The following is a 22197-nucleotide window of genomic DNA, read 5'->3' on the forward strand; positions in this document are numbered from 1 at the left end:
TAATGAACGGAATCTGGTAAAAAATCGTTAAAACAACCCTTAGCCATTGAATACGCTACATATTTAATTGCCAGTTAAGCTAAAAATAAGCGCAGCCAGCATTGCACAGCACCAGATCTGTACAAAGTATTTTCTAAACAGATAAAAACCCAGCACCTGCAAAAAGAAGGCTGCGGGTAAGATCACAAATACCCAGCTGAGTGGCCCAATTGAGCTGCCTTCAGACCAACAGTTCAGTCCCAAAGAACATGCTAGAAAAATGATGGCCGAAAAACCCAACAACTTTCTCCTGCTTGCATTCAACCATGCATATTGCAGTTGCTTCTGTCCATACTGACTCAGCATGCAGCCTTGTATAAAAGCAACCAAGGCCGAGCAAAGTGCTGCAAAACTCATGTTGAGGCTCCTGCAGGTTTAAATCTGGACAGATAAAAATGAATTGCACCGAGATAAAGCCCACCCATCACGAGCAGCACCAAATCTACCCCAGCCAGTGACCAACGCGAATGGCTGAGACTCTGCCATAAAGCAGCCTCTGGTACCCTCACAAAACTACTGATAGGAATCAAGAAGAGAACCGCTGCTGTCATTGCCAATACCAGTAACATAGCCGTTCGGGTACGCAGCAGCAAACTGATAAGCAAGCTCAACAACCAGGTGAGATAAAAGGCAGAGACTTCATAACTCTCTCTCGGTTCAAATGCTGCAGGCAACAATCGTCCTGCCAATAGATAACTGGCGCAGGCCAGCGGCAGCCCAAGGAAGGTAAAAAAGTTGAGATGCTGGACCAGCTTATAGCTAAAAGCATGCGCTTCTTTCATGCGTTTTTTCTGCCACAGCAAGGCACCTGCGGCCAACATTACACATCCCATAATTCCCATCACCGACAGGATCAAACGCATCCAGTACGAGGCGAAATAACCCAGATGAATTCCGTAAGAAGATGAAGCCAGTTGAGCAATGGCAGATAAGTTTCGGGGTTGAGCCAGTGGCTCGGCAGTATGGGCTGCAAAAATATATTGTGGCGTATTTAAGGTGATAATATTTTTATAATTATAATCAAAGGTGATCATCGCCTCTGGCGTATTCGGTTTCTGTACTTCAAATTTATCGAGTATTGCGCCTGTTTGTGCCTGCGCGGGCAATTGTTGAATAAAGCGTTCAAATGGCTGCATGTTGTGCTGAGACGAGGACGGTTGCGGTTTTGCCATCTTTACAAACTGCATCTCATTATAGAACTGGGGTATACCGTCTTGTGCATAGTGTTTGGATAGCCCCCACGGCAAGACCAGATAAAATAAAATCAGTAGCCCGGTAAATGCCATCACCAGATAAAAAGGAAATGTAATCACTCCTGTTATATGATGCAGATCAAGCAAGGAACGCTGGCCTTTAAAGGCACGAAACACAAAAAATTCTTTAATGATCTTTTTATGCGTGATCACCCCCGTAATCAAACTGATTAATAAGATCAGGGCGACAATCGCCACAATGAAACTGCCGATCTTGCTCGGCAGAGGATATAAGGTGTAATGCAATTTAAAAAAGAAATCGCCGGCCAAGGACTGGCGTACGGGTTGGAGTAACTGCCCTGTTACGGGATTTTGTAGCTGTTGGTGTTTGCCTGTCTGGTCCTGCCATTGGAGCAGATTGACCGGCATACGTTCACTGGCAACGGTCACACGCCATCTTTTTGCATCAGCGGCGTGCTGGTTAAGATAGTTAAATGCCGTTTGTGCCGAAGTCTGGGGAGTGGGTAGGCTCTGAATCTGGCTGAGCGCCTCAGGTTGTGCCCAGACATTAATTTCTGTACGAAAATAGGCAATCGACCCGGTTAAGAAAATAAAAAAGATGCCCCATAACACCATAATGCCAAACCAGCGATGCAGAATGGCCTGTATTTGACGAAAATTCATCTTAACCGACTCCCCACTTGCGCATGAGCCAGTAGCTTGCCAGTAATAAGATGCCTGAGCTATTGATGATCCAGAACCAGCGTCTAGACACGATTGCACTGGTCAATATCACGTAAAAGATAAAAAAGATGAAACTGAGAAAAACTGCAAAATAGACATTTTCAGCTTTGGCAAAAGGGAGCCAATCCGTTAAAACCAGACTGAGCCAGGAACTATAACAATAGGCAGCCAGGCAGATAAAAAAAACGCTGCGATAAGTTAAGTTAAAAGGTTCTTGTTGTTCTGTACGGCGCATCGGTATTGCCTTGATCTGTAAAAGCCAAAATAAAATGAAGAAATATCTGCATATGCACAGATATTTCTTCCGATGTTCCAATTAATAGCTGATGGTATAACTTAAACCATAGGTCCGGCCTTCCGCAGGAATGGCCAATAATGGGTTACCATTTGAAACCGCTGCCTGCTGGGCAAATACCGTGTTGTATTGCAGACCCCACACATTATATACCCCAAAATCTACACGACCTTTTCCGGCAGGCACATGTCCCAAAACATCCATAGTGGCGTAGCCCTTAATTTTTGCCGCGGTATTGGCATCGGCCTTCACAGCTGCTTTAAATGCATCGTCTTGACTGGCATTGGCACGCGCAGCTAAGTCACGATCATCATTATAAGCCTTGTTGCTGCCTTTAATGGCCTGCATCTGTACACGCAAACCATAACCTTCATCGTTGTCCCATTCAGCAAATAAAGTCCCTTTTACTGGCGCGACTGCAAATGAATTAAGTTCATGCCACTGGTTTGCAGCATCTTTATATTGACCACGGGTATAGCCCAGTGTTCCGCCCACTTTGTAATTATCCATGAATGGATAACTTACAGAGACCTCCGCTCCATAAACACGCTGGTCCGTATCGACAATTTTAGCTGCCCGGTTATTAAACTGAACAGTTTTATCAGAGCTATTATAGAAACCTGTTAAACCCAGATTTAAACCATCATCCTGATTTAAACGCCAGCCCAACTCATAACTGTTCACCGTAATTGGTTGCAAGTTCGAAGTTGAAACCGTAAAGGTCGATACATCACGCAGCATGCGTTGCACATCTGGGAAGCTAAAACCTTGTGAGAAGTTTGCATAGACTTGCTGTGCATCATTCAGTTTATACACCGCACCTAAATTAAATAGCGGTTTATCATCATGGGTCGAACCTGCTGGCACCATGTTCGACTCACGGCTTGGAATATATGCGTCAGTATCTGCTTGAATATATTGATAACGAACACCGGCCTGAATATTCAACTGATCATTAATAGCATAGTCACCTTGGGCAAAAGCACCAATATTCTGGATCTCGGTGTTTGGCCCATAACCTTTACGCTGACCTGTTGGGGTATAGACTAAATAAGGATATTCGGTTGCCAGAATATCAATATATTGCTTGTCTTTTTCCCAGTCATAATCAAGGCCATAGGTTAATTTCAGCGCTCGATCGGCAATATTAAAGTCTGATTGCATGGTCGAACGCAGGCCTGCAACTTCGATTTCAGATTGCGACTGGTTTACCGTCTTAACTGATTTAGTGGTTAAGCCATACGGGAAAAATCTTGATTTTTCATTTCGATAGTAGGCTTCCACATTCAATACCTGACCTAGGAAATCTTGATTCTGATATTGTGAATTCACTGCATAGCGTTCAGTAAATAGCGGATTACTCAGCTTTAAACCTTTAATGGCTTTATAGCTTGGTGTACCCATATCATTACTTGTGCCCGTGGTCGGCAAATATGAATAGTCCGGGCCGTAATCTGTATCTTGCTTATCTTTATAGTATTGTGCACCAAAGCTCAGGCTTTGCTGATCGGTCAGATTAACATTCAAACGTCCGTTGACATCAATCGTATCGCTGTCCATGGTACTCCCTTGCCAAGGACTCAGAGAAATGCGGTCACCATCGCCATCAAACTGAGAACCACGACTGGTAAAGTTTGCCCCGAGGAAACCATCAACATTGCCCTGTTTAAACGACACCGATTGTCCAACTTCATACGCCAATCCATCCCCACGGAAAGTATCTGAAGAGGTAATTCCCACTTTACTTTCAAAGCTGAGTGGCTTTGAAGTATCTGCACGTTTGGTAATAATATTGATAATGCCGCCCGTTGCGCCAGAACCATAGATACTGGTTGCACCAGAGATTACTTCAATCCGCTCAATCATGCTTGGGCTAATACTGTTCAACTGACGGGAGACATCACGTGAACCGGTTTGTGATACCCCATCAATCATGACCAGTACATTGCGGCCACGCATGGTTTGACCATAATTACTGGTGGTCCCACTGCTGGGTGCCAAAGACGGTACCAGCTGTGCCAAAACATCGGCAACCTTACGTCCCGCGGTTGCCTGTTGCGTAATCTGCTGACGGTCAATGGTCTGAACCGTACCGGCAATTTCTGCAATATTTTTTGGTGTACGCGTTGCTGTGACGACAATCTTTTCTAATTGTGCAACAGGCTTCTGTGTGGGCGCTGCGCTTACTGCAATATCCCCCGATACAGCAGTTTCAGCATGGGCATGCTGTGCAAACATGGCCAGAACAGCAAGGCAACATGGTGTCATTTTAAACAGTACTTGTTTTGCCCTAAACTCATTATTGACTTTCATTTTCTCTTTTCTCCAGAGCCCTTCTATCACTCAAAAATATCCAAAAGGCACGTCATCATACTAAATTTAATTTTTAATGAGAATGATTTTTATTAAAAATAATAATCTTCTTTCTTCTCTTGTTTAAAAAAAATGTTTTTCCTGTTTTTTTCTGCCTGCTCCAGTTGCTGGAACTGTTCCAGATAGGCTTCCGCCATGTCTGATTTTAAGATAAAAACTCCATCTGCATCACCAATCAGCAAGTCACCGGATTGCACCGTAAACTGATTGAGCTCGATGCCGATATCCATTTCGACCAAACTTTCCCCTTCATTTCGTGTGGTGAGACAACTCACGGATTGAGCGAAAACCGGCAATTTGAGCTGCAGTAGTGCCTGACGATCCGTGACCGCACCCAACACCACGACACCAGCCAAACCACAATGAATCGCAGCGACACTTCTCTGCTCTCCCCAGCATGCCCGTTGCAAGTCACATCTGGCGTCAATGAGAAGTACTTCATTGGCCCGGCAGCTCAGCAATACCTGTCGCAACTGACTGGCATTCTTGGATTGCAAGCGCACGGTTCTGACCAGACCTACCAGATGCTGTTGTGGAGACATCGGAAAAATCTGTGGGACATGTCCCAAATCCAGTACATGCCCTATGGTCGAGGTGGCAATGTTTTTATAGGCTTGAACCAGCCATTCGGGCTGGATAACTTGATTCATGATTTCATCTCTGTTGTTTTTTTCAGCTGCAAGGGACAATTTCGGCATAGCTCCCCACCTGCTTCCTCCAGTTGAAAATAGAAGCAGCACTTTTGTCGCATATAGGTGTTGTATTCGGGATGCCAGTTATTGCATAACTTGAGAAAGGGATTTTCCGGCAGGTTAAAACTTTGTGCCGATTTTGCTTTTAACCGCTGTTGTTGCTGTTGCAACCAGATACGCATGTCATTGTCTAAATCTTGCTGCGCTGCTAAGGAACGATAAAACTGCAGCATGCGCACAGCAATATTTTCCCAGAGCAAGGCATACGACACACGCCCCACGCGGGCAATCTGCTGTAACAGGCCATTGAACTGTAGCAACATGGCATCAAGCTCCGGCAGAGACATGCTGTGACAGGCGTAACCCGCCGAATCAGCCAGTTGGATTCGTCGCTCCCAGTTCCATGTTTCAGGTAGCTCTACGATAAAGATCGAAGGTTGCCATTTCACAAAAGGAAGCGATGCCGCCTGACAGTATAAAAAAGGCAACACCCAGAGCGTGGCCCAGTATTTGATAAATAATGAGGTAGCACATCTCTGGTTTTTGGCATGAATACGTGTCGCAAAATCCTGCAGCACCTGCCGACAGATCGAGTCGTCGAACAGGTCAGCAAGTGTGATTGACTGCTTATTGGAACAATGTATTTCCAGTTTCAGATGCTGTTGCAGCACTGAAAAAGAAGTTTCCAACTCTGCTTTAAAATGGCGACACATCTTCATTACAGTTTATGCAGATCGAGCTAAAACATGCCAAAGCGGGTTTCGGGTCTCCCCGATTCCTGACGGCATACTGCCAATACGGGTATCCTGCTCAAGCAAAGGCCGGATCAGCTGTTTATAAGGCCAGTTTGGTGACTCAAACAGTAAGGCCTGTAACTGACTGAGAATTTCAGGTTCAATATCCAGACTGTTTAGCACCTGCTGTAATTGTTCAGCCAAGACAAGCCAGAGTTGATCTACTGCAATCTGATAATATTTTGCTAACGCCTCGACTATGCAACCTAAATTGATCTGAATCCCCAGCGTCTGGATATAAAACAGCAAGGCTTCAACCGAGTCGTGATAAAGCGTATTTCTAAAATCATGCGGGCTTAAATAATCTGGATCATCCAGACCATTGTGCAGCAGCCACGGCAGGTAAATACGCAATGAATCGTGATCTCTGAACATCAGGCCATCAAATTGACCATGTTTAAGCACCAGACACAGGTTCTGACCATGAATTTCACCCATCAAGCCGAGACGGAACAGACGTAAATTCACCTCAAAGAAGCAGGCACATAATTGGGCAAATTGCTCAAGCACATGTTCCTGATGATTTTCCAGCTGCTGCAGCTGCAAAATATAATCAAACACGGCAGGTTGCCCTGAAATGGTGTGTCCTAGACTGGCCATCGGAATCAGTTGATAAGGCTGTTGCAACAGTTCAACTGGAATATGACGGCGTTGAGCTGCCAGATGGGTCGGCTTCTCTACAAACAGCCATTCATTGTCCGCACTTCGATCATCTTGTTTTTCCGGCAAATAAGACCACCATTGCGTCTCCTCACACAGCCATAATTTTTGCTGCAGAACGGGATCTTTTTGCTGTGCCTGCTGCAATAATTTCTGGTTTTTTTCGCCATTAATCATTTTTACAATCGGCAGAAAACGCAGAGATCCTAATGCCTTAATGCCAATTGGCAGTTTCAGGCTTTGCTGTGGAATATCCTCAGACAAAAGACTACGCATCGAAGCACTGGCATACATGCCTGTTGAGACAAAATTCAAAGGCTGACAGATGCCTGACGCAATATCCTCAGCAAAGAATTGCTGAAATAAATGCTGGAACTGCCACGGATGCACAGGCATGGCGATATGCGTTTCACTCAATCCGCGCTGGAACATTTCCTGTTTCAGTTGATAGCGCTCGGCACGGTTAATGAAAATCTGGCTCGGCTGCTGAGTAAAAATATCCTCGACACCAGCACCAAACATCATTTTGTCTTTATGCACCGCTACCCAGTGAATAATCAGTTCCTGTGCAAATTCAGGACAATATTGCAGATACTCTTGCTGGCTCAGCCCTTCCTTTAACTTGGATAAAGGATGATAAGGCCGATCCCGATAGCCCGCATATTGCTCTAAAACACGAAACACCTGCGCCGGGCTTTGATGAATCAGATCATGAGCATCGACTTGATGCTGTTGCAGCAAACGATATTGCGTTAAACATTTCTGGATTTGCTCTGAAAAGATTTGAAGCTTGTCGGCCTGACAGTGTTGAAATAACCCAATCTGTTGCAGACATTCAAACAGCTCAAATAATTCAATCGGGTGAACTTGCGTATGCTGATTGCCTGCTGTAATTCGTAAAATGTCCGACTCGGCCGCAAAAGACCACGCTTGGGTAATGCCTGACTGTACAGCAAAAACAACACAGTAGTGTGATGTTTGCTCAGGCAACAGCACCACGTACTGCTGCTCAGGCCTATGATTAAACTGCTGTTTTAAGTCAAAATCGAATACATCCAGTTTGGACTGTGCGGTTGAATCATCCACAATATACTGTTCAGGAATCAGGGCTTCCACCAGTAAAGCATTTACAAAGTCTTGTAAAATGGTTCTGTCAGTCAATTGATAGACAGGTTGAAGTGCATTCATCAATAACCTCACTTGCCCTGCGCTTTAAACGGCGCCAACGGGTTATCCACAAACTTGATTTGCATACGACCATCACCAAACAAACGGCGTTTGGTTAAGGATTCAATCCGTAACTTTTCGGCAAAGACATCAAAGATTTGATAGCGTTGATGATGTTCAGGATGTTGTTGTTGATAGTCCAGAATGACTTCGGCAGCCCATTGCCAGAAATCCTGTTCAGCAATGGCGTAGGTCTGATTGAGAAAAATCGCAATATCAGTCAAGGCCACAAAGAACAGGCAGGCGCAACTAAAGTCACGAATCCCGTCCAGATCATCCGTCAAGATAAAGGACATGCTATTGGTTTTGGCATGTTCAGGTGGTAACTGATCCAGTTCAGGTGCCAGTTCCGGATGAGCCAGATGTGACGGGCTATAACGTACGCCATCATGGAAATCCTTAAGCAATACCCGGGTTGGCCAACCTTGTTGATGCACCAGAATAATATTCTGCCCATGTGATTCAGTCGCAATCCCTTCGGCAAACAGCAAATGAATCAATGGTGTAATGACCACTTTCAACAATTGACGTGTCCATTGCTCAACCCCGTAGTGCTGTAACCACGGTGCAATAAGGGCCTGTCCATCTTTTTGAATATGGCTCACCCCATTCAGTGGAATCGCATCTTCGCCTTCACGTAAATATTGATGCACGCTTTCACGCCATAAACAACCAATGGTGCCATAGGCCTGTTGGGCATGCGAAGCCGGTAAACGGGTAAAATCTACACTCAGACCGTAAACCTCACGCAATACCGCAAAATCCAGTTGTTGCGCCGTTTCACTGTGATCAATCAGGCGTTGCAGCCAGTCGGTAATGATGGGCCCGTTCATCACGGTATGTTTTGCCAATACACGTGAACTTGAGGTATTGGTCAAGCTCATGGAAAGCTTGATGTATGGTTTTTCTGGGTGCTGTAAATTGGTGACGGTTCGCAATGACTGCTGTGCCAGATAGCGGTCATGGCTATGCCCTAAATAAATGATGTCCTGATCGGCAATTTCTTGTGCAAAAATCGAGATCAGATGATTTTCCCATTGCCAAGGATGGACCGGAATCCAGACATATTCAGCGGCATTTTGGGTTTGCTCATTCAGCTGTTGCTGAAACAGGATAAAGTCCGATTCATTCAATTGTTCTTTAAAAAATGCCTCTGTTTCAAGGTGACTGGAATGGTTTTGCGCAACCAGCTTCTGGTGTACGGCTAACCAGACCAAAGCCATCGGCTGGGCAAACTCCACCCCATAACGGACATTGTCTTGCAGACTAAAACCGACACGGGATTTGTAACATGGATGATAAGGATGCCCATCCATCAAATAAGATTCCAGAATATCGTATGGATACTGAATTGCAGGCAAGCTGTAGTTTTCAAAACAGACTTGTGATTGCAGGTCATGAATATAGGTACGCTTTAATTCAAAAATAAAATCTTCGACTTTGGCAGCATCGGCAATCGAGCGCAGGATCTCATCAATGACCTGATTTAGACGTGCTGGCTGTGTATTGCCTTGGGCATCCTGACGAAGTACCTCCTGATCACGCGCCAGACGCACCAGCTTATAGCTGTATTGACGTTGCCCTTTGGCAATATACTGAACCGCTTGCTGTTGGCGATCCTGTACCTGAATCACAAAATTGTCACCATCATGCTCAGCGCTAATAATTTCTTCAAAAATCAAAGCTTGTAACAGTTGCTTGATCACACGTTGTTCAACCTCTTTCACCTGCTCCGGTTGTGGTTGTTGCCAAGCTTGAAAGGTATTTTGAAGCATATGTGTATTGGATAAAACTGGATGTAATTGTCCCATATTTGTCTTCCTAATTATTGAATTCATTGATTTTGTGTTGATCTGGAAAGCGCCATGCATAGGGCAAAGCGCACAGGATCAGGACCGTACAAAAAATAAAGATGTCCTGAATGCCCTTAAATGAATCCAGTGCGGTATGAGGACTGTCCTGAAAAAGATCCTGACGTAATTGCAGATATAGTGCAGCAAGTACCACGGCAACTGCGGCAAAGATCCGACGGAACAGATTGTTTAAGGCCGCCGCCTGAGTAACCAGATGCTGTTGTTGCTGACGTAAGCTGTTGAGCCCTGCCGTGGTCGATGGCATATAGGACAGTCCCATACCCAGACCATGCAACATCATGCAGAAGATAATAAACCAGACATTTTTCACAGGCGCCCATGCCAGCAAGGCAAAAGCCAATGCGGTAATGAGCAAGCCCAGGCTCATAATTTTTGCAGCGCCGTAACGATCGAGATATTTACCTGCAGGCTGGCTGCATAAACCGGTGACCAAGGCACTGCTCATCAAGGCAAACCCTGTCCAGAGTGGGCTAAGTTGCAAACGCTGCTGAATCCACAACGGCACCAGCAACATGCCAATAAACAGGCCCACCGTTTGCGCCACACAGATCATCAAACTGAATCGAAAACCTGTTGCCGCAAACAATGCCGGCTCAATCAATGGACTGGTCTGATTTTTCTGCCTGCTGGCGAATAGCCAGAATGTTAAGATGCTCAATGCAAGTAATAACCAATAGAACGGCTGTGCGATATCTTCAAGTCGATGAATCTGACTCAAAGTACCTAATAACAAAATAATGCTCAGACTTAGGCAACCAAAACCGATCCAGTCAAAAGACTGGTTGATATCGCCTTGTTCTTTAGGCAGGTACAGATAGCCCAGCCATAATGCGATACAGGCAACAGGCAGGTTAATAAAGAACAAAGCCTGCCAGTCGAGCCAGACCAGAACCAGTGCACCTAACATCGGCCCAATCGCCAAAGTCAGCATGATCATGGCGCCCCATAGCCCTGTGGTCCCACCCCGTTGTTCGCTTGGTGTGACTGAAAAAATCAGCCCAAGTGACAATGGAATCATCAGGCCACTACAAAAGCCCTGCAGCGCTCTTGCAATCAGGACCGACTCAAACTGGTTGAATAAGCCGCCGAGTGCTGATGCCAAGGCAAAACAAAATAATGCCGTTAGATAAGTTTTCCTTTTGCCAAAACGCTGGCTGAAATACCCCGCCAGTGGCAAGCTGATACTCATGGCCAGTAAAAACGCGACCACCACCCAACTTGCCCAGACTTCACCAATCTGGAAATACTGCATCAGTTGAGGTATGGCAGGATTAAAACTACTGTTGTTTAAACTGACGGTACCAGTACCTAACATGACCGTGAGTAAAACATAACGCTGTAAGCCCGCGTGTGCCGCCTGATTGATGGGTACAGAAGACCGTTCCATGTGTGCGATTCCTCTGTTGACCTTAGTCAATGTGCTCTGACAACTTTACTTGTGCATAAAAAGCGGGAGAAGTATGCCGAAGCTGACCGGATTTATGCATAACACGGGTTAATCCTGAATCGGCCAGTTGTACAGGATTTCGCACAGGTTGATCTAACTGTGCAATAGGTGCTACACCAAATTGCTGATAAGACTGGGCCTGATCCAGCTTAAACAGCTCTTCACCTAATAACTGATTGGCAATGGTAGCGGCCCGATGCGCGCCCAAACCCAGATCTGGCGTCCCGACACCATGATGGAAAACTTCCATATTTTGCAGGAAAATCCGTCCATCGCCCTGATAGTTCACCTCAAAATCGGCACTAACTTGCCAACGCTGGGTTTGATCCAGGCGAATCAAGTTTTGCAGGTTGTCCAGGAAAGCAGGTTTAGGATAACGATAACCTGTGGCCGCGATGACACTATCTGCATCCAGTACATAATGCTCACCCTGCTGCTGGTGCTCGAAACGCAAACGGATTTTCTGGTTTTCCAGCACTTCAGCATGTTGTAACTGGTGATGTCCAGCCAAGGTCACATCAGTCTGCTGACCGCCTATACTCCGGTGATACAGCCGTTCGTAAATATCACGAATGGTTTTACTGCTGATGCCTTTATACAGATTGGCTTGTTGCGCAGGTAATGTAGCCTTTAATCCTGCAGGTAAATGATAGAAATACTGCATATAGTCAGGACTAAAATGCTCTAGTCCTAATGGCGTATTCTCCATCGGGAAAAAACCCGCAGAGCGTGTCAGCCAATGCAAATGGAAATCAGGCGTGGCTTTGCCTTGCGCATATTGACGATCAAACAGGTCAATAAAAATTTCCGCAGCGGATTGGCCTGAACCAATCAATACTACATTGCCTGTTAACTGTGCTGGGCAGTGCTTTAAATACTCAGCCGAATGTAAGCACTGCTTTGTTTTTGGATAGGCCTGCTGCAAACTTTCAGGTAAATGTGGCACTGTGCCGATTCCCAGTACCAATTGACGTGTCTGGTAGCGTTGCTGTTCACCATTCGCCAGAACTTCGACCTCAAAACCGCCCTTGATCGGTTGCACATCCAGAACACGGCTGTTGAAGCGGATATGCTCGAGCTGCTGCACCACCCACTGACAATAGTGGTTATATTCCTGACGTGGAATATATAAGTTTTCACGGAAAAAAAACTTATATAAGCGCTGCTGATGTTTTAAATAGTTGAGAAAACTATAAGGGCTGGTCGGTTCAACCAGACTGACCAGATCCGCCATAAACGGAACTTGCAGTAAAGCATTGGGTAGCTGCATACCCGCGTGCCAGTCAAAGCCATCCTTTTGCTCAAAAAAGCGATATTGAAGGTCACTTTTGTTTTGCAGCAAACTGGCCAGACTTAAATTAAAAGGCCCCAAGCCAATGCCGATAAAATCAAGCATAACTCACATCCTTCTGCTCAATAAACAGCGGATTTTGCAATTGCACATACACAGATTGATGCTCAACAGGCGCAATCAATTCATCCAGCTCATGCAAGCGTGTCAGCAAATTACCTTTATATGGCAAGGTTTCATTAAACAACAAGCCTTGTAACAAGGTGCTGTCAGGATACTGCTGCAATAAATCCTGCAAGAACACCTTCAAATGCTCAAGCAGCACATCTTCGCTCATATGGCCCGTTGCACCAATCGCGTTAATAATGCCGAATAAGGTGTTGCCAAAGAAATAATAGCTGAAACGCTCATCAACGAAATCTTTCGGCCCCACTGCAAATGCTTTTTCTTTTAGTTCAGGTAAGGCCTTTAAAATTTCAGTAGCAAATTCTTCAATATAGTAAAAGCCTTGATTATCACGTAACCACAGGGTCTTGGGAAAATGATTCTCCATTTCCAGCAGCACATTTTGCTGATGCGATTCGAATGCCATTCCATAACGGTGATAGAGATACATCAACGGCTGCAAACTCACCTCAAGGAAGCGGTTAAACCAGTCCAGTGCAATCTCAGAAAGATCCATTTCAGGATGTGCTTTGGCAATGTTTGCAAAAAGCGCATTAAAACGATTTAAAGCCTTGCCCGGATGGTCCTGACACAATGAGGCAATACAGGTGACTTGTTGTTGTGGACTAAAAGGCTGATCACGGAAAATACAGATACTTTCATTGACCACTTCACCATCAATTTGCAAAGCCATCCATGCAGGATCATTGACCGCTTTCAGAGTTGGGCAGTTTTTTAAGATATTCTGGCCAAACTCACTGTGCCATAAACGATGGGTCAGTTCACCACGGTGACATTCTTTTGCCAGATTGACACGGATTGAATTGGTAATCATCACCGACAGTGACGGTTTCACCATCCACGGCGCATTAAAACTTGCCAGCGTCCGAATTGAAGTGGTCGGTGCAAATTGCCAGCCACGTAAACCCAGATCAATCAGTTGTCCAGTTTGTTTCAAACGCTCAAACCACGGCTTGCTTTGCAGATAACGTGCCTGCCATGGATGTAAAGGCAGCAATTTATATTCGGTATGGGTATTGAGCAGCTTAAGATCCTGTTCCGATAAATACCATTGCAACGCGCTTTTAAGTTGGGCTGAAATAGCCTCATCAGTCGCGCTACCTTCAGCAATATAATCCTGATGCACAAACCAGTAATGCAGTTGAGTTTGTCCCTTATTTTCCGGAGAAAACTTGTACCAGTCCTCATGTACAAAACCCGTCCGGCTCTTTGGTGCAGGATGCATGCTATGCCCAAGAACTAAAGCCTGTTCAGATTCAATGAAATTCTGACCTGCCTTGACCAGATCATCGAAGTCATGTTCACGCTGGACTAAAAACTGCTGTAAAGCATCGCGGCTCTGAATCCATTTTTCCACTAGAGAAGCTGCATCTAATGCAAGCTCAGACTCAAAAACCAATTCTTCCAATAATAGGCCAACAATGGCAACGGGACTGAAGGCTCTACTTTGTCCATGAACAATAATTTGCGGAAAATCGGCCAAGCGATGTCGCCCGACTCGACTGACATAGGCCAACGGGAAATAGCATTGTGCTTGAATGGAGTGGATCGGAATGGTTAACAGCGTCAAACCTTGGCTAAACGCTTGCTGTTGTGGACTCTGCTGATTTTTATTAAGCAAGTGACCTTTGCCTGTTTCTTGCGTGTAGGCGTTGACGAAATGTTGTATCGCCAACCGATTGGCAAGTGATTGCATCCGATTGTTTCCTCTATCCAGAGATCTGATTTATTTTTCGAAATGTTTTAGGCCATAAACATATCCAGAACGGAACTTAGGTCCGTTTAAGATGTAGCTAATGATAATTATTATCATTTATATTTTCAATTCTATATTTTGCTGCTATAAAACAATTCAATGCATTGAAATGATTTGCTTTTTATTATTCTCAAGTGAAATCAGATACAAAAAGATAATAATCGTTTTCATTTAATAAAATGATGACTCACTCAATATTGATAGTTTTTTATGATTTTAAAATTTCTTAAATTACAGCACATTAGATAAATATAGCCCAAAATGATGCATTTGTGTGCCTGTATTATCAAAAACTATGTTCCGCAGATCCAACAACTCCCCCTGACAACGTTAAAGAATAAAATGATGATTTCGCCTATTGCGCTGTTCACTATTCTCTCCACTATAATGCCGAAAATTTAAAAACAATCTCAGGCTGAGATCACAGGAACGATGATGAAGCGCTATAAAAGTTTAGATAAAAACGCAGACGTGAAACGTATTATTCCCTTTTTGTCGATCGGGGGATTCATTTTATTTTCCAATGCATCTTTTGCAGCGGCTTCCACTGAAGCAACTCTCTCTGGCGAAAAACCAGAGCAACTACCGACCATTACCGTGCAAGCATCACGTTCCGATGAGCTCTCCTCTTCTGCCAAACAAGTCACACGACTGGATGAACAGCAAATTGAACTTTTAAAAAATGCCTCATCGGGCAATCTCGCGACTGTGCTGGCTAAAGCAGTCCCCGGCTTATCCGATTCAAGCCGTACCATTACCGATTTCGGACAAACCTTACGTGGGCGTAATGCACTGATTCTGGTCGATGGCGTGCCGATGAATTTAACGCGGGACACATCCAGAGGACTTTCTGCGATTGATCCGCAAAGTATCAGTAGTATTGAAGTCATACGCGGCAGTAATGCAATTTATGGCAGCGGCGCAGCGGGTGGCACCATTTCAATCACCACGAAAGCGGCTGGCGGTGAACCTGCTGCTAAGACCGTGATCGGCTTACAGAGTCCGCTCACCAATATCCGTTCCGATGCTTTCAGTGGCGATATTCATCAATATTTTTCAGGCAGTCTGAATGACTTCGATTATGCACTGGATTTTGGCTATCAAAGAATTGGCAGTCCCTATGATGCAAGAGGGAAACGGGTTGCACCCGAACCGAGTCAGGGCGATCTGTTTGATGCCGATGCCTATAGTATCGGTACTAAACTCGGCTATCACCTGGACGATAATCAGTATCTACAACTGGCTGCAAACTATTATAATGCCGAACAGGATTCCGACTATGCTTCGGATCCGAGTGTTGCCCAATTACCGCCTGGTAGCGTCCCGGCAAAAGCCATTAAGGGATTGAAATTAAAACAACAAAATAAAAATGAAAACCAGATTTATAATCTGACCTATAGCCATAAAGATCTATTTGGTCATAAACTCGATGCCCAGATTTATTACCGCGACTTTTTCACCCGCTTTGCACCTTTTGATGCGCGTGAAGTACCGACCCGCGGAGGACAGGTCGATCAGGTCTACCAAAACAATAAAGTGCTGGGTAGCCGCTTAAACGTCACGACACCGCTTGAGTTTCTGGGTGACAGTTCACTGGTCTGGGGCGGTGATTTTAGCCATGAAAAGAGTGAAATGCCATTAGATACTTTCGATCAAGATATCTATGATCAATCTGGTGGGCTGGAATTCGTCAAAAATGGAAAACTGATTTATTTACCTGAACTCATCACCCAGAGCGTGGGTGGATTTGTGCAATTGAAGCATCGTTTTAACGATCAATGGTCGGCTGAAGTTGGCACACGCTATGAAGACAGTTTTGCCAAAATTAACAGCTTTGTACCCTTGTCCCAGTTAAAAGAATCTGTTCCTTATACTGTTCAGGGTGGAAAAGTAAAGGCGGATGCATGGCTCTACAATGCCAATCTTACCTTTGCAGCAAACGATGAACATTCGATTTATGCCTCATTTAATCAAGGCTTCCAGCTACCTGATGTGGGTGTGGTTATTCGTAATGCAGGAAAAGATTTTGACTTAAGCTCGTCATTCTTAGAACCGGTAAAAGTGGATAATTATGAACTGGGCTGGAATGGTCATTTCAATAATTTCAGTTCCAGTCTGGCCGTATTCCACTCAACTTCCGATCTTGGCGGTGTGCAATCGTTTGGTAACGGGTTAATTCTGACCCGAACCAAGGAAAAAGTGACAGGTGTAGAAGCGACGCTGGATTATCTTGAAGATGCCAAAGTCTGGGGTGCTGGCGGAAGTGTAACCTGGATGAAAGGACGTGAAACCCCGCAAAATAGTCATACTGAACAGGATATGACAGGTTTCCGTATTCCGCCGTTAAAAGTGATCGCCTATATTTCCTATAGCCCGACCGATACCTGGACCAACCGTATTCAGGCGACGTATTTTGGTGCACAAGACTACCGTCTCAATGGTAACAATGGTTTTGGACGCTATGATGTCAAATCCTATACCACAGCGGATTTAATCAGCAGTTTTGCCATCAATAAACAGGATACGATGACGATTGGTATCGAAAATATGTTCAATCGTGAATACTATCCGCTTTATAGCCAGCTCATGCGCAATAGCAACAACACCAGCCACCTATTAGCGAGTGGCGTAACAGCGAAAGTCTCTTTTACGCACAAGTGGTAATTTCCAACATCAAATACGATAGATATCGGCTGATATCTATCGTTGTTTCAAGCATGAGCCCGTTTAAGGATTAAATTCCGAATGGCCTTATTTTTAAACATCCAATATATCAGCAAATTCAGCGCCCAGTAACTTAGCCAGATCCTGAGGATTTAATCCAATATCCAGTCCCCTTTTACCCCCACTGACATAAATTTTAGCCAAACTTTGCGCCGTGGCATCGATCACGGTTTTAAGACGTTTCTTTTGCCCCAAAGGACTAATCCCGCCGACCAGATAGCCAGTTAAACGTTCAGCATCTTTTGGATTTGCCATTTGCAGTTTCTTACAACCGACTGCTGCTGCTACTTTTTTCAGATTAAGTTGATGATGGACCGGTAAAATGGCGATGAAATAGTTTTTTTCATCTGTCACCATTAAGGTTTTAAATACTTCTTCAACTTTGAGATTTAACTTCTCTGCGGCTTCTAGTCCAAAACTTTTTGCATTGACATCATGCTCATATTCATGAATTGAGAATGGTATTTTATTTTTTTCCAGTAATTTACAAGCGGGCGTCATATCTATTCAGTATTTTTGCTTTCGGAATAAAAGTAGGATAAGTGTAGCACTTTAAAAATAAAAGTTTAAATTTGCTTAGGCTATTTTGGATATAAATCTCTTCTTGATAAATCCTGAGACAACCTCATATATTGGCTAAAGATGAAATGAACAGGCTCAAATAATTCATGAGTTATAAACATAACAATTTGATGGCGATGCGCCAGAATTATTGGGATGACGAATCTTCTTCTACTGTGCAAACTGAAAAACAGTTCTTGCAGGATTTACTGATAGAAGAAGGTGTGTTTAAAGAAGCAACCCCAGATGACACCAGATATTTTTTCTTTACTCTGCCCAGTATTATTATTGTGAAGGCGTATGCACTCGGTTTTCACAACAGTCAGGTTAAACGAATGCTGGTTAAACATATTCATACCCATCGAGCCGCACTGATGAAACGGGCAACATTAAAAATTCAGTTTAAAATTTAGGACATATGTATATGAATACCAAATAGGAATAAGATATATGCTTAGGCTATTTGTATACAATTACCCTATTTCACAAATTTAGACTGATAATTCAAGAGATTGAACTGTTTTAATACGTTCAAAAGCGGTAATATCCGCTACAATTCATATCTCGGCTTTCAACCCTCCGATTTCAGCATAGGATTTTTCTTTCATGTCAGATCAGAACGATAAGCTTAAGAATCTAAAAACCTCCTCGGTGGATCGTCGCTTATCTATCGCAAAAGCATCTTTACTTGCTGGAACACGTTGGGCAACTGCAAGTGCAACTTCTCTTTTCTCCAGTGAAGAAGAAAAAGAGAAGAAACGTAAAAAAGCCATGGCTGAACAGGCGCATTATTTGGTTTCTGAAATCGGCAAACTTAAAGGTTCAATCGTCAAGATTGGCCAGATGATGGCCCTATATGGCGAGCATTTCTTGCCTGAAGAAATTACCCAAGCATTAAATACCCTGAATAATCAGACCGTAGCCCTCGCCTGGCCTGCAATCAAAGCACATTTGCAAGATCAGTTAGGTTCAAAACTTGACGATTTAACTATCGATCATGAACCGATTGGCACAGCTTCACTGGCTCAAGTTCATCGCGCGACCCGAAAGTCAGATGGGCAGGAACTGGTGCTTAAAATCCAGTATCCGGGTGTGGCTGAAGCAATCGACTCAGATATGAATCTGTTTAAGAATATGCTGAAACTGACACGAATGGTGCCGCAAACCCGTGAGTTTGATCAATGGTTTGATGAAGTCCGTGACATGATGCATCGTGAAGTGGATTATGCGATTGAAGCTGCAACCACACGTCGTTTCGCTGAGCGTTTGAAAGATGATCCGCGTTATATTGTTCCACAAATTGTGGATGAGTTCTGCGCTGAAAAAGTACTTTGCATGACCTTTGAACGTGGTGTTCCGGTAAATAGTCCTGTCATGCTTTCTCTTCCACAAGAACGCCGCAACCAGTTGGGTGAAGCTTCTCTAGAAATTGCAGTGCGTGAATTGTTTGAATGGGGTGAAATGCAAACCGATCCGAACTTTGGTAATTATCTGGTTCGTTTAGGTGATGGCAATGAGATTAACGATAAAATCGTTTTACTCGACTTCGGTGCAATTCGTCAGTTTGACAATAATTTATTGACTGTGGCGCGCAACCTGATTCAGGCGGGTTATGATCACGATAAGACCGCGATGGTCAAAGCCATGAAGGGTTATGAATTCTTTGATGGTATGCCAGAAAGTGTTAAACCGGGTATGGCAGATGTATTCCTAATTGCCACGGAAGCTTTTAGCTGTCCAGAAAATAATCCAGATATGCCTGCGGGGATTATGGATGATCAAGACCGTTATGACTGGAAAAAAAGTCAGTTGCATAGCCGTGTGATGCAACAGGCTGGGCAATCGATGGCATCCCGTTATTTCTCGGTTCCACCGAAAGAGTTTATGTTCATTAGCCGTAAATTCATTGGTGCCTACACCTTTATGACTGTGATTGATGCAAAAACCAATGTCCGCAAAATGATTCGTCAATTTACGTGATCGATCATTTCCAGTGACATGATAGAAAGCCTGTCCATTCTTATGCACAGGCTTTTTTAATCTCTATTGATCAGAAAGTTATGCTGCTAAGCACAGGTTTCTACTACTTTTTTAATTTCATAAGGCAGTCCTACATAGTTCTCTGCCAAAGTGGTTCTGCCCGCTGTCGATCCTAAAATATAACTGAGTTCAGCCTGCTTGATTTTATGGTCAAACTCACTTTCGGTTTCAAAACGATGCAGCAAATGCGTCATCCACCAGGAAAAGCGCTCGGCCTTCCAGACCCGTTGTAGACATTTTTCCGAATATTCATCAATGCCCTGACTTGAACCCTCGGTGTAATACTCAATCAATGCATTCGATAGATAAGCAATATCCGAAGCAGCCAGATTAAGACCCTTGGCCCCGGTTGGCGGAACAATATGCGCCGCATCTCCAGCTAAGAACATTTTACCAAAACGCATCGGTTCAGTGACAAAACTACGTAACGGCGCAATACTTTTTTCGATAGATGCACCCGTGACCAAATGTTGACGGCTTTCGGGATCTAGACGACATTTCAATTCTTCCCAGAATCGCTCATCTGACCAGTCTTTGACATGATCCGTCAATGGCACCTGTAAATAATAACGGCTACGGGTTTCTGAACGCATACTACATAACGCGAAACCCCGTTCTGACTGTACATAGATCAACTCATCTGCCACTGGCGGTACATCAGCCAATACGCCTAACCAGCCAAATGGATAGACTTTTTCAAAGGTTTTAATCTTGTCCTCAGGCACACTGGCTCGACAAATACCGTGATAGCCATCGCAACCGGCTATAAAATCACATTGGATTTGAAAGGTTTTGCCCTGATAGTCAAAATGTACTTGCGGTGCGTCATAAAAATCTTTGACTTGCACATTTTCCGCTTCATAGAACGATGTCAGTTGTGCAGCTTCACGCGCAGCCATCAGGTCTTTGGTGACTTCGGTCTGTCCATAAACCGTGACTTGTTTACCGCCTGTCAATGCAGACAAATCAACACGATGTTTCTGCCCATTGGTGAGGATCTCAATCCCTGAATGCGGTAAGCCTTTCTCTTTTAAATGTTGATCGACGCCTGCCTGTTTCAGTAAGTCAACCGATACCTGCTCTAAAATGCCTGCACGTATGCGTGAAGCCACATATTCAGCACTACGTTGCTCAATGATGACATGTTCAATACCAGCTTTATATAACAGTTGTCCCAGCAACAAACCCGCTGGGCCAGAACCGATAATTGCAACTTGCGTCTTTAAAATATCCATTACATCTTCCTTGTTATATGTCCTGACTTTTAAACTACTGCTTTTTAATGAGGGATACGATGTATGCAAATCAAAAAGAACCGTTTATCATTCAACTTGTCCGATTAGCGGACAAAACATACAAAATAACAAGGAAGAAAGAATGTCCTCTACCGATGCTTTTTTAGAACACCCGAGTTCTCATGAACGTATTCGTCAGGAAGACTATATTGCGGGTTTGGCCAAAGGTCTGGCTTTACTTGAAGCCTTTGGCATTGATCGCCAACGTTTGAATGTTACTCAAGTGGCTGAACGTACTGGCATTAGCCGAACAGCCGCACGTAGATATTTAAAGACCTTAAAGTACTTAGGCTATTTAGATACCGATGAGCATTATTTCTGGTTGACCCATCGGGTATTACGTTTTTCCAGCTCTTATCTGAGTTCTGCCTATCTGCCTAAAATTGCCCAGTCTTTTCTGAATCTTTTATGTGCCCAGACTTCTTTGACTTTTTCTTTGGTCGTTTTGGATGACAATGAAGTAGTCCCTATTGCCCGTAGCTATCTTCCCCAACATGACAACCTGCGGGTCAGTCCTTATGGCATGCATCTAGGCAACCGCCTACCCGCACATGCCACCTCGACAGGAAAGGTGTTATTGGCAGCATTGTCTGAGCAGGCTCAGCGCGATTGGGTCAAAAACTATGGCTTAAAGCGTTTAACCCCTTTCACCATTATCGATGAAACTACGTTTATAGAGGTGCTGAAAAGCATTTCATTGTCGGACTATTGTTTATCAAAAGAAGAGCATGAGCTGGGTGTGATTGCGATTGCAGTACCGGTACTGAATGCCCAAGGTCAAGCCATTGCGGCGCTTAACTGCATGTCACAAACCAATCGGGTGCAAGAGGATTATCTGGTTCAGCAAATTCTACCTTTGTTACGTAATACTGCCAATGAGCTGCGCAATGTAATATAAAAATCAAATCCTTACCCCCTTCTTTGTTTACTCACAAAAAACCCAATCAAGTTTTTTGGGAATCATCAATCTTGTCTAAATATTGCTCACTCATCAAATCAAGCCTTT

The 22197-nt window shown here is 44.1% G+C and carries 17 protein-coding genes; 4 read left to right on the plus strand and 13 right to left on the minus strand.

Features of this window, described 5'->3' with window-relative positions; translation table 11 throughout:
- Positions 1 to 63: 63 nt before the first annotated feature.
- From MSG93_RS05935 to MSG93_RS05985, 11 genes are all read right to left on the minus strand, one after another.
- A complete protein-coding gene (locus MSG93_RS05935; protein ID WP_324620940.1) occupies positions 64 to 396 on the minus strand; it encodes a hypothetical protein in 333 nt (110 codons plus the stop codon).
- On the minus strand, positions 393 to 1916 hold the full coding sequence (locus MSG93_RS05940) for a PepSY-associated TM helix domain-containing protein (RefSeq protein WP_324620941.1): 1524 nt from the start codon (positions 1914 to 1916) through the stop codon (positions 393 to 395). The genes MSG93_RS05935 and MSG93_RS05940 overlap by 4 nt, the downstream gene beginning before the upstream one ends.
- A 1-nt stretch (position 1917) precedes the next feature.
- Complete coding sequence (locus MSG93_RS05945) at positions 1918 to 2211, minus strand: hypothetical protein (protein ID WP_324620942.1); 294 nt, start codon at positions 2209 to 2211, stop codon at positions 1918 to 1920.
- 81 nt (positions 2212 to 2292) lie between these two features.
- Positions 2293 to 4584: a TonB-dependent receptor gene (locus tag MSG93_RS05950; RefSeq protein WP_324620943.1), complete on the minus strand. Its 2292-nt coding sequence runs from the start codon at positions 4582 to 4584 to the stop codon at positions 2293 to 2295.
- Positions 4585 to 4676: 92 nt separating this feature from the next.
- Complete coding sequence (locus MSG93_RS05955) at positions 4677 to 5294, minus strand: RraA family protein (RefSeq protein ID WP_324620944.1); 618 nt, start codon at positions 5292 to 5294, stop codon at positions 4677 to 4679.
- The gene (locus MSG93_RS05960; protein ID WP_324620945.1) at positions 5291 to 6055 is read right to left on the minus strand and encodes a (2Fe-2S)-binding protein; all 765 of its coding nucleotides are present in this window, start codon (positions 6053 to 6055) and stop codon (positions 5291 to 5293) included. Before MSG93_RS05960 ends, MSG93_RS05955 begins: the two co-directional genes overlap by 4 nt.
- A 6-nt stretch (positions 6056 to 6061) precedes the next feature.
- A complete protein-coding gene (locus MSG93_RS05965; protein WP_324620946.1) occupies positions 6062 to 7978 on the minus strand; it encodes an IucA/IucC family protein in 1917 nt (638 codons plus the stop codon).
- 8 nt (positions 7979 to 7986) lie between these two features.
- A complete protein-coding gene (locus MSG93_RS05970) occupies positions 7987 to 9828 on the minus strand; it encodes an IucA/IucC family protein (protein ID WP_324620947.1) in 1842 nt (613 codons plus the stop codon).
- Positions 9829 to 9838: 10 nt separating this feature from the next.
- Positions 9839 to 11278, minus strand: a complete 1440-nt coding sequence (locus MSG93_RS05975) for an MFS transporter (RefSeq protein ID WP_324620948.1) — start codon at positions 11276 to 11278, stop codon at positions 9839 to 9841.
- Positions 11279 to 11300: 22 nt separating this feature from the next.
- Complete coding sequence (locus MSG93_RS05980) at positions 11301 to 12734, minus strand: lysine N(6)-hydroxylase/L-ornithine N(5)-oxygenase family protein (RefSeq protein WP_324620949.1); 1434 nt, start codon at positions 12732 to 12734, stop codon at positions 11301 to 11303.
- Positions 12727 to 14511, minus strand: coding sequence for an IucA/IucC family protein (locus tag MSG93_RS05985; RefSeq protein WP_324620951.1), 1785 nt, complete (start codon positions 14509 to 14511; stop codon positions 12727 to 12729). Before MSG93_RS05985 ends, MSG93_RS05980 begins: the two co-directional genes overlap by 8 nt.
- Before the next feature lie 495 nt (positions 14512 to 15006).
- Between MSG93_RS05985 and MSG93_RS05990 the strand changes: the two genes are divergently transcribed.
- Positions 15007 to 17235 carry a TonB-dependent receptor gene (locus tag MSG93_RS05990; protein WP_324621031.1) on the plus strand — a complete coding sequence of 743 codons (2229 nt, stop codon included), beginning with the start codon at positions 15007 to 15009 and terminating at the stop codon, positions 17233 to 17235.
- Positions 17236 to 17328: 93 nt separating this feature from the next.
- On the opposite strand, the gene ybaK is transcribed toward MSG93_RS05990, so the two are convergent.
- On the minus strand, positions 17329 to 17796 hold the full coding sequence (gene ybaK / locus MSG93_RS05995; protein WP_009515382.1) for a Cys-tRNA(Pro) deacylase: 468 nt from the start codon (positions 17794 to 17796) through the stop codon (positions 17329 to 17331).
- 167 nt (positions 17797 to 17963) lie between these two features.
- On the opposite strand from ybaK, the gene MSG93_RS06000 reads away from it, so the two are divergent.
- Both MSG93_RS06000 and MSG93_RS06005 read left to right on the plus strand, forming a co-directional pair.
- Positions 17964 to 18269 carry a hypothetical protein gene (locus MSG93_RS06000; RefSeq protein ID WP_324620953.1) on the plus strand — a complete coding sequence of 102 codons (306 nt, stop codon included), beginning with the start codon at positions 17964 to 17966 and terminating at the stop codon, positions 18267 to 18269.
- A 193-nt stretch (positions 18270 to 18462) separates the two neighbouring features.
- The gene (locus MSG93_RS06005; protein ID WP_324620955.1) at positions 18463 to 19836 is read left to right on the plus strand and encodes an AarF/ABC1/UbiB kinase family protein; all 1374 of its coding nucleotides are present in this window, start codon (positions 18463 to 18465) and stop codon (positions 19834 to 19836) included.
- Positions 19837 to 19922: 86 nt separating this feature from the next.
- On the opposite strand, the gene pobA is transcribed toward MSG93_RS06005, so the two are convergent.
- Positions 19923 to 21131: a 4-hydroxybenzoate 3-monooxygenase gene (pobA, locus tag MSG93_RS06010; protein ID WP_324620956.1), complete on the minus strand. Its 1209-nt coding sequence runs from the start codon at positions 21129 to 21131 to the stop codon at positions 19923 to 19925.
- A gap of 142 nt (positions 21132 to 21273) precedes the next feature.
- On the opposite strand from pobA, the gene pobR reads away from it, so the two are divergent.
- Positions 21274 to 22089, plus strand: a complete 816-nt coding sequence (gene pobR, locus MSG93_RS06015) for an IclR family transcriptional regulator PobR (protein ID WP_324620957.1) — start codon at positions 21274 to 21276, stop codon at positions 22087 to 22089.
- Positions 22090 to 22197: the final 108 nt, after the last annotated feature.

The organism is Acinetobacter sp. IK40 (genome assembly GCF_035615075.1).
Lineage (GTDB): Bacteria > Pseudomonadota > Gammaproteobacteria > Pseudomonadales > Moraxellaceae > Acinetobacter > Acinetobacter courvalinii.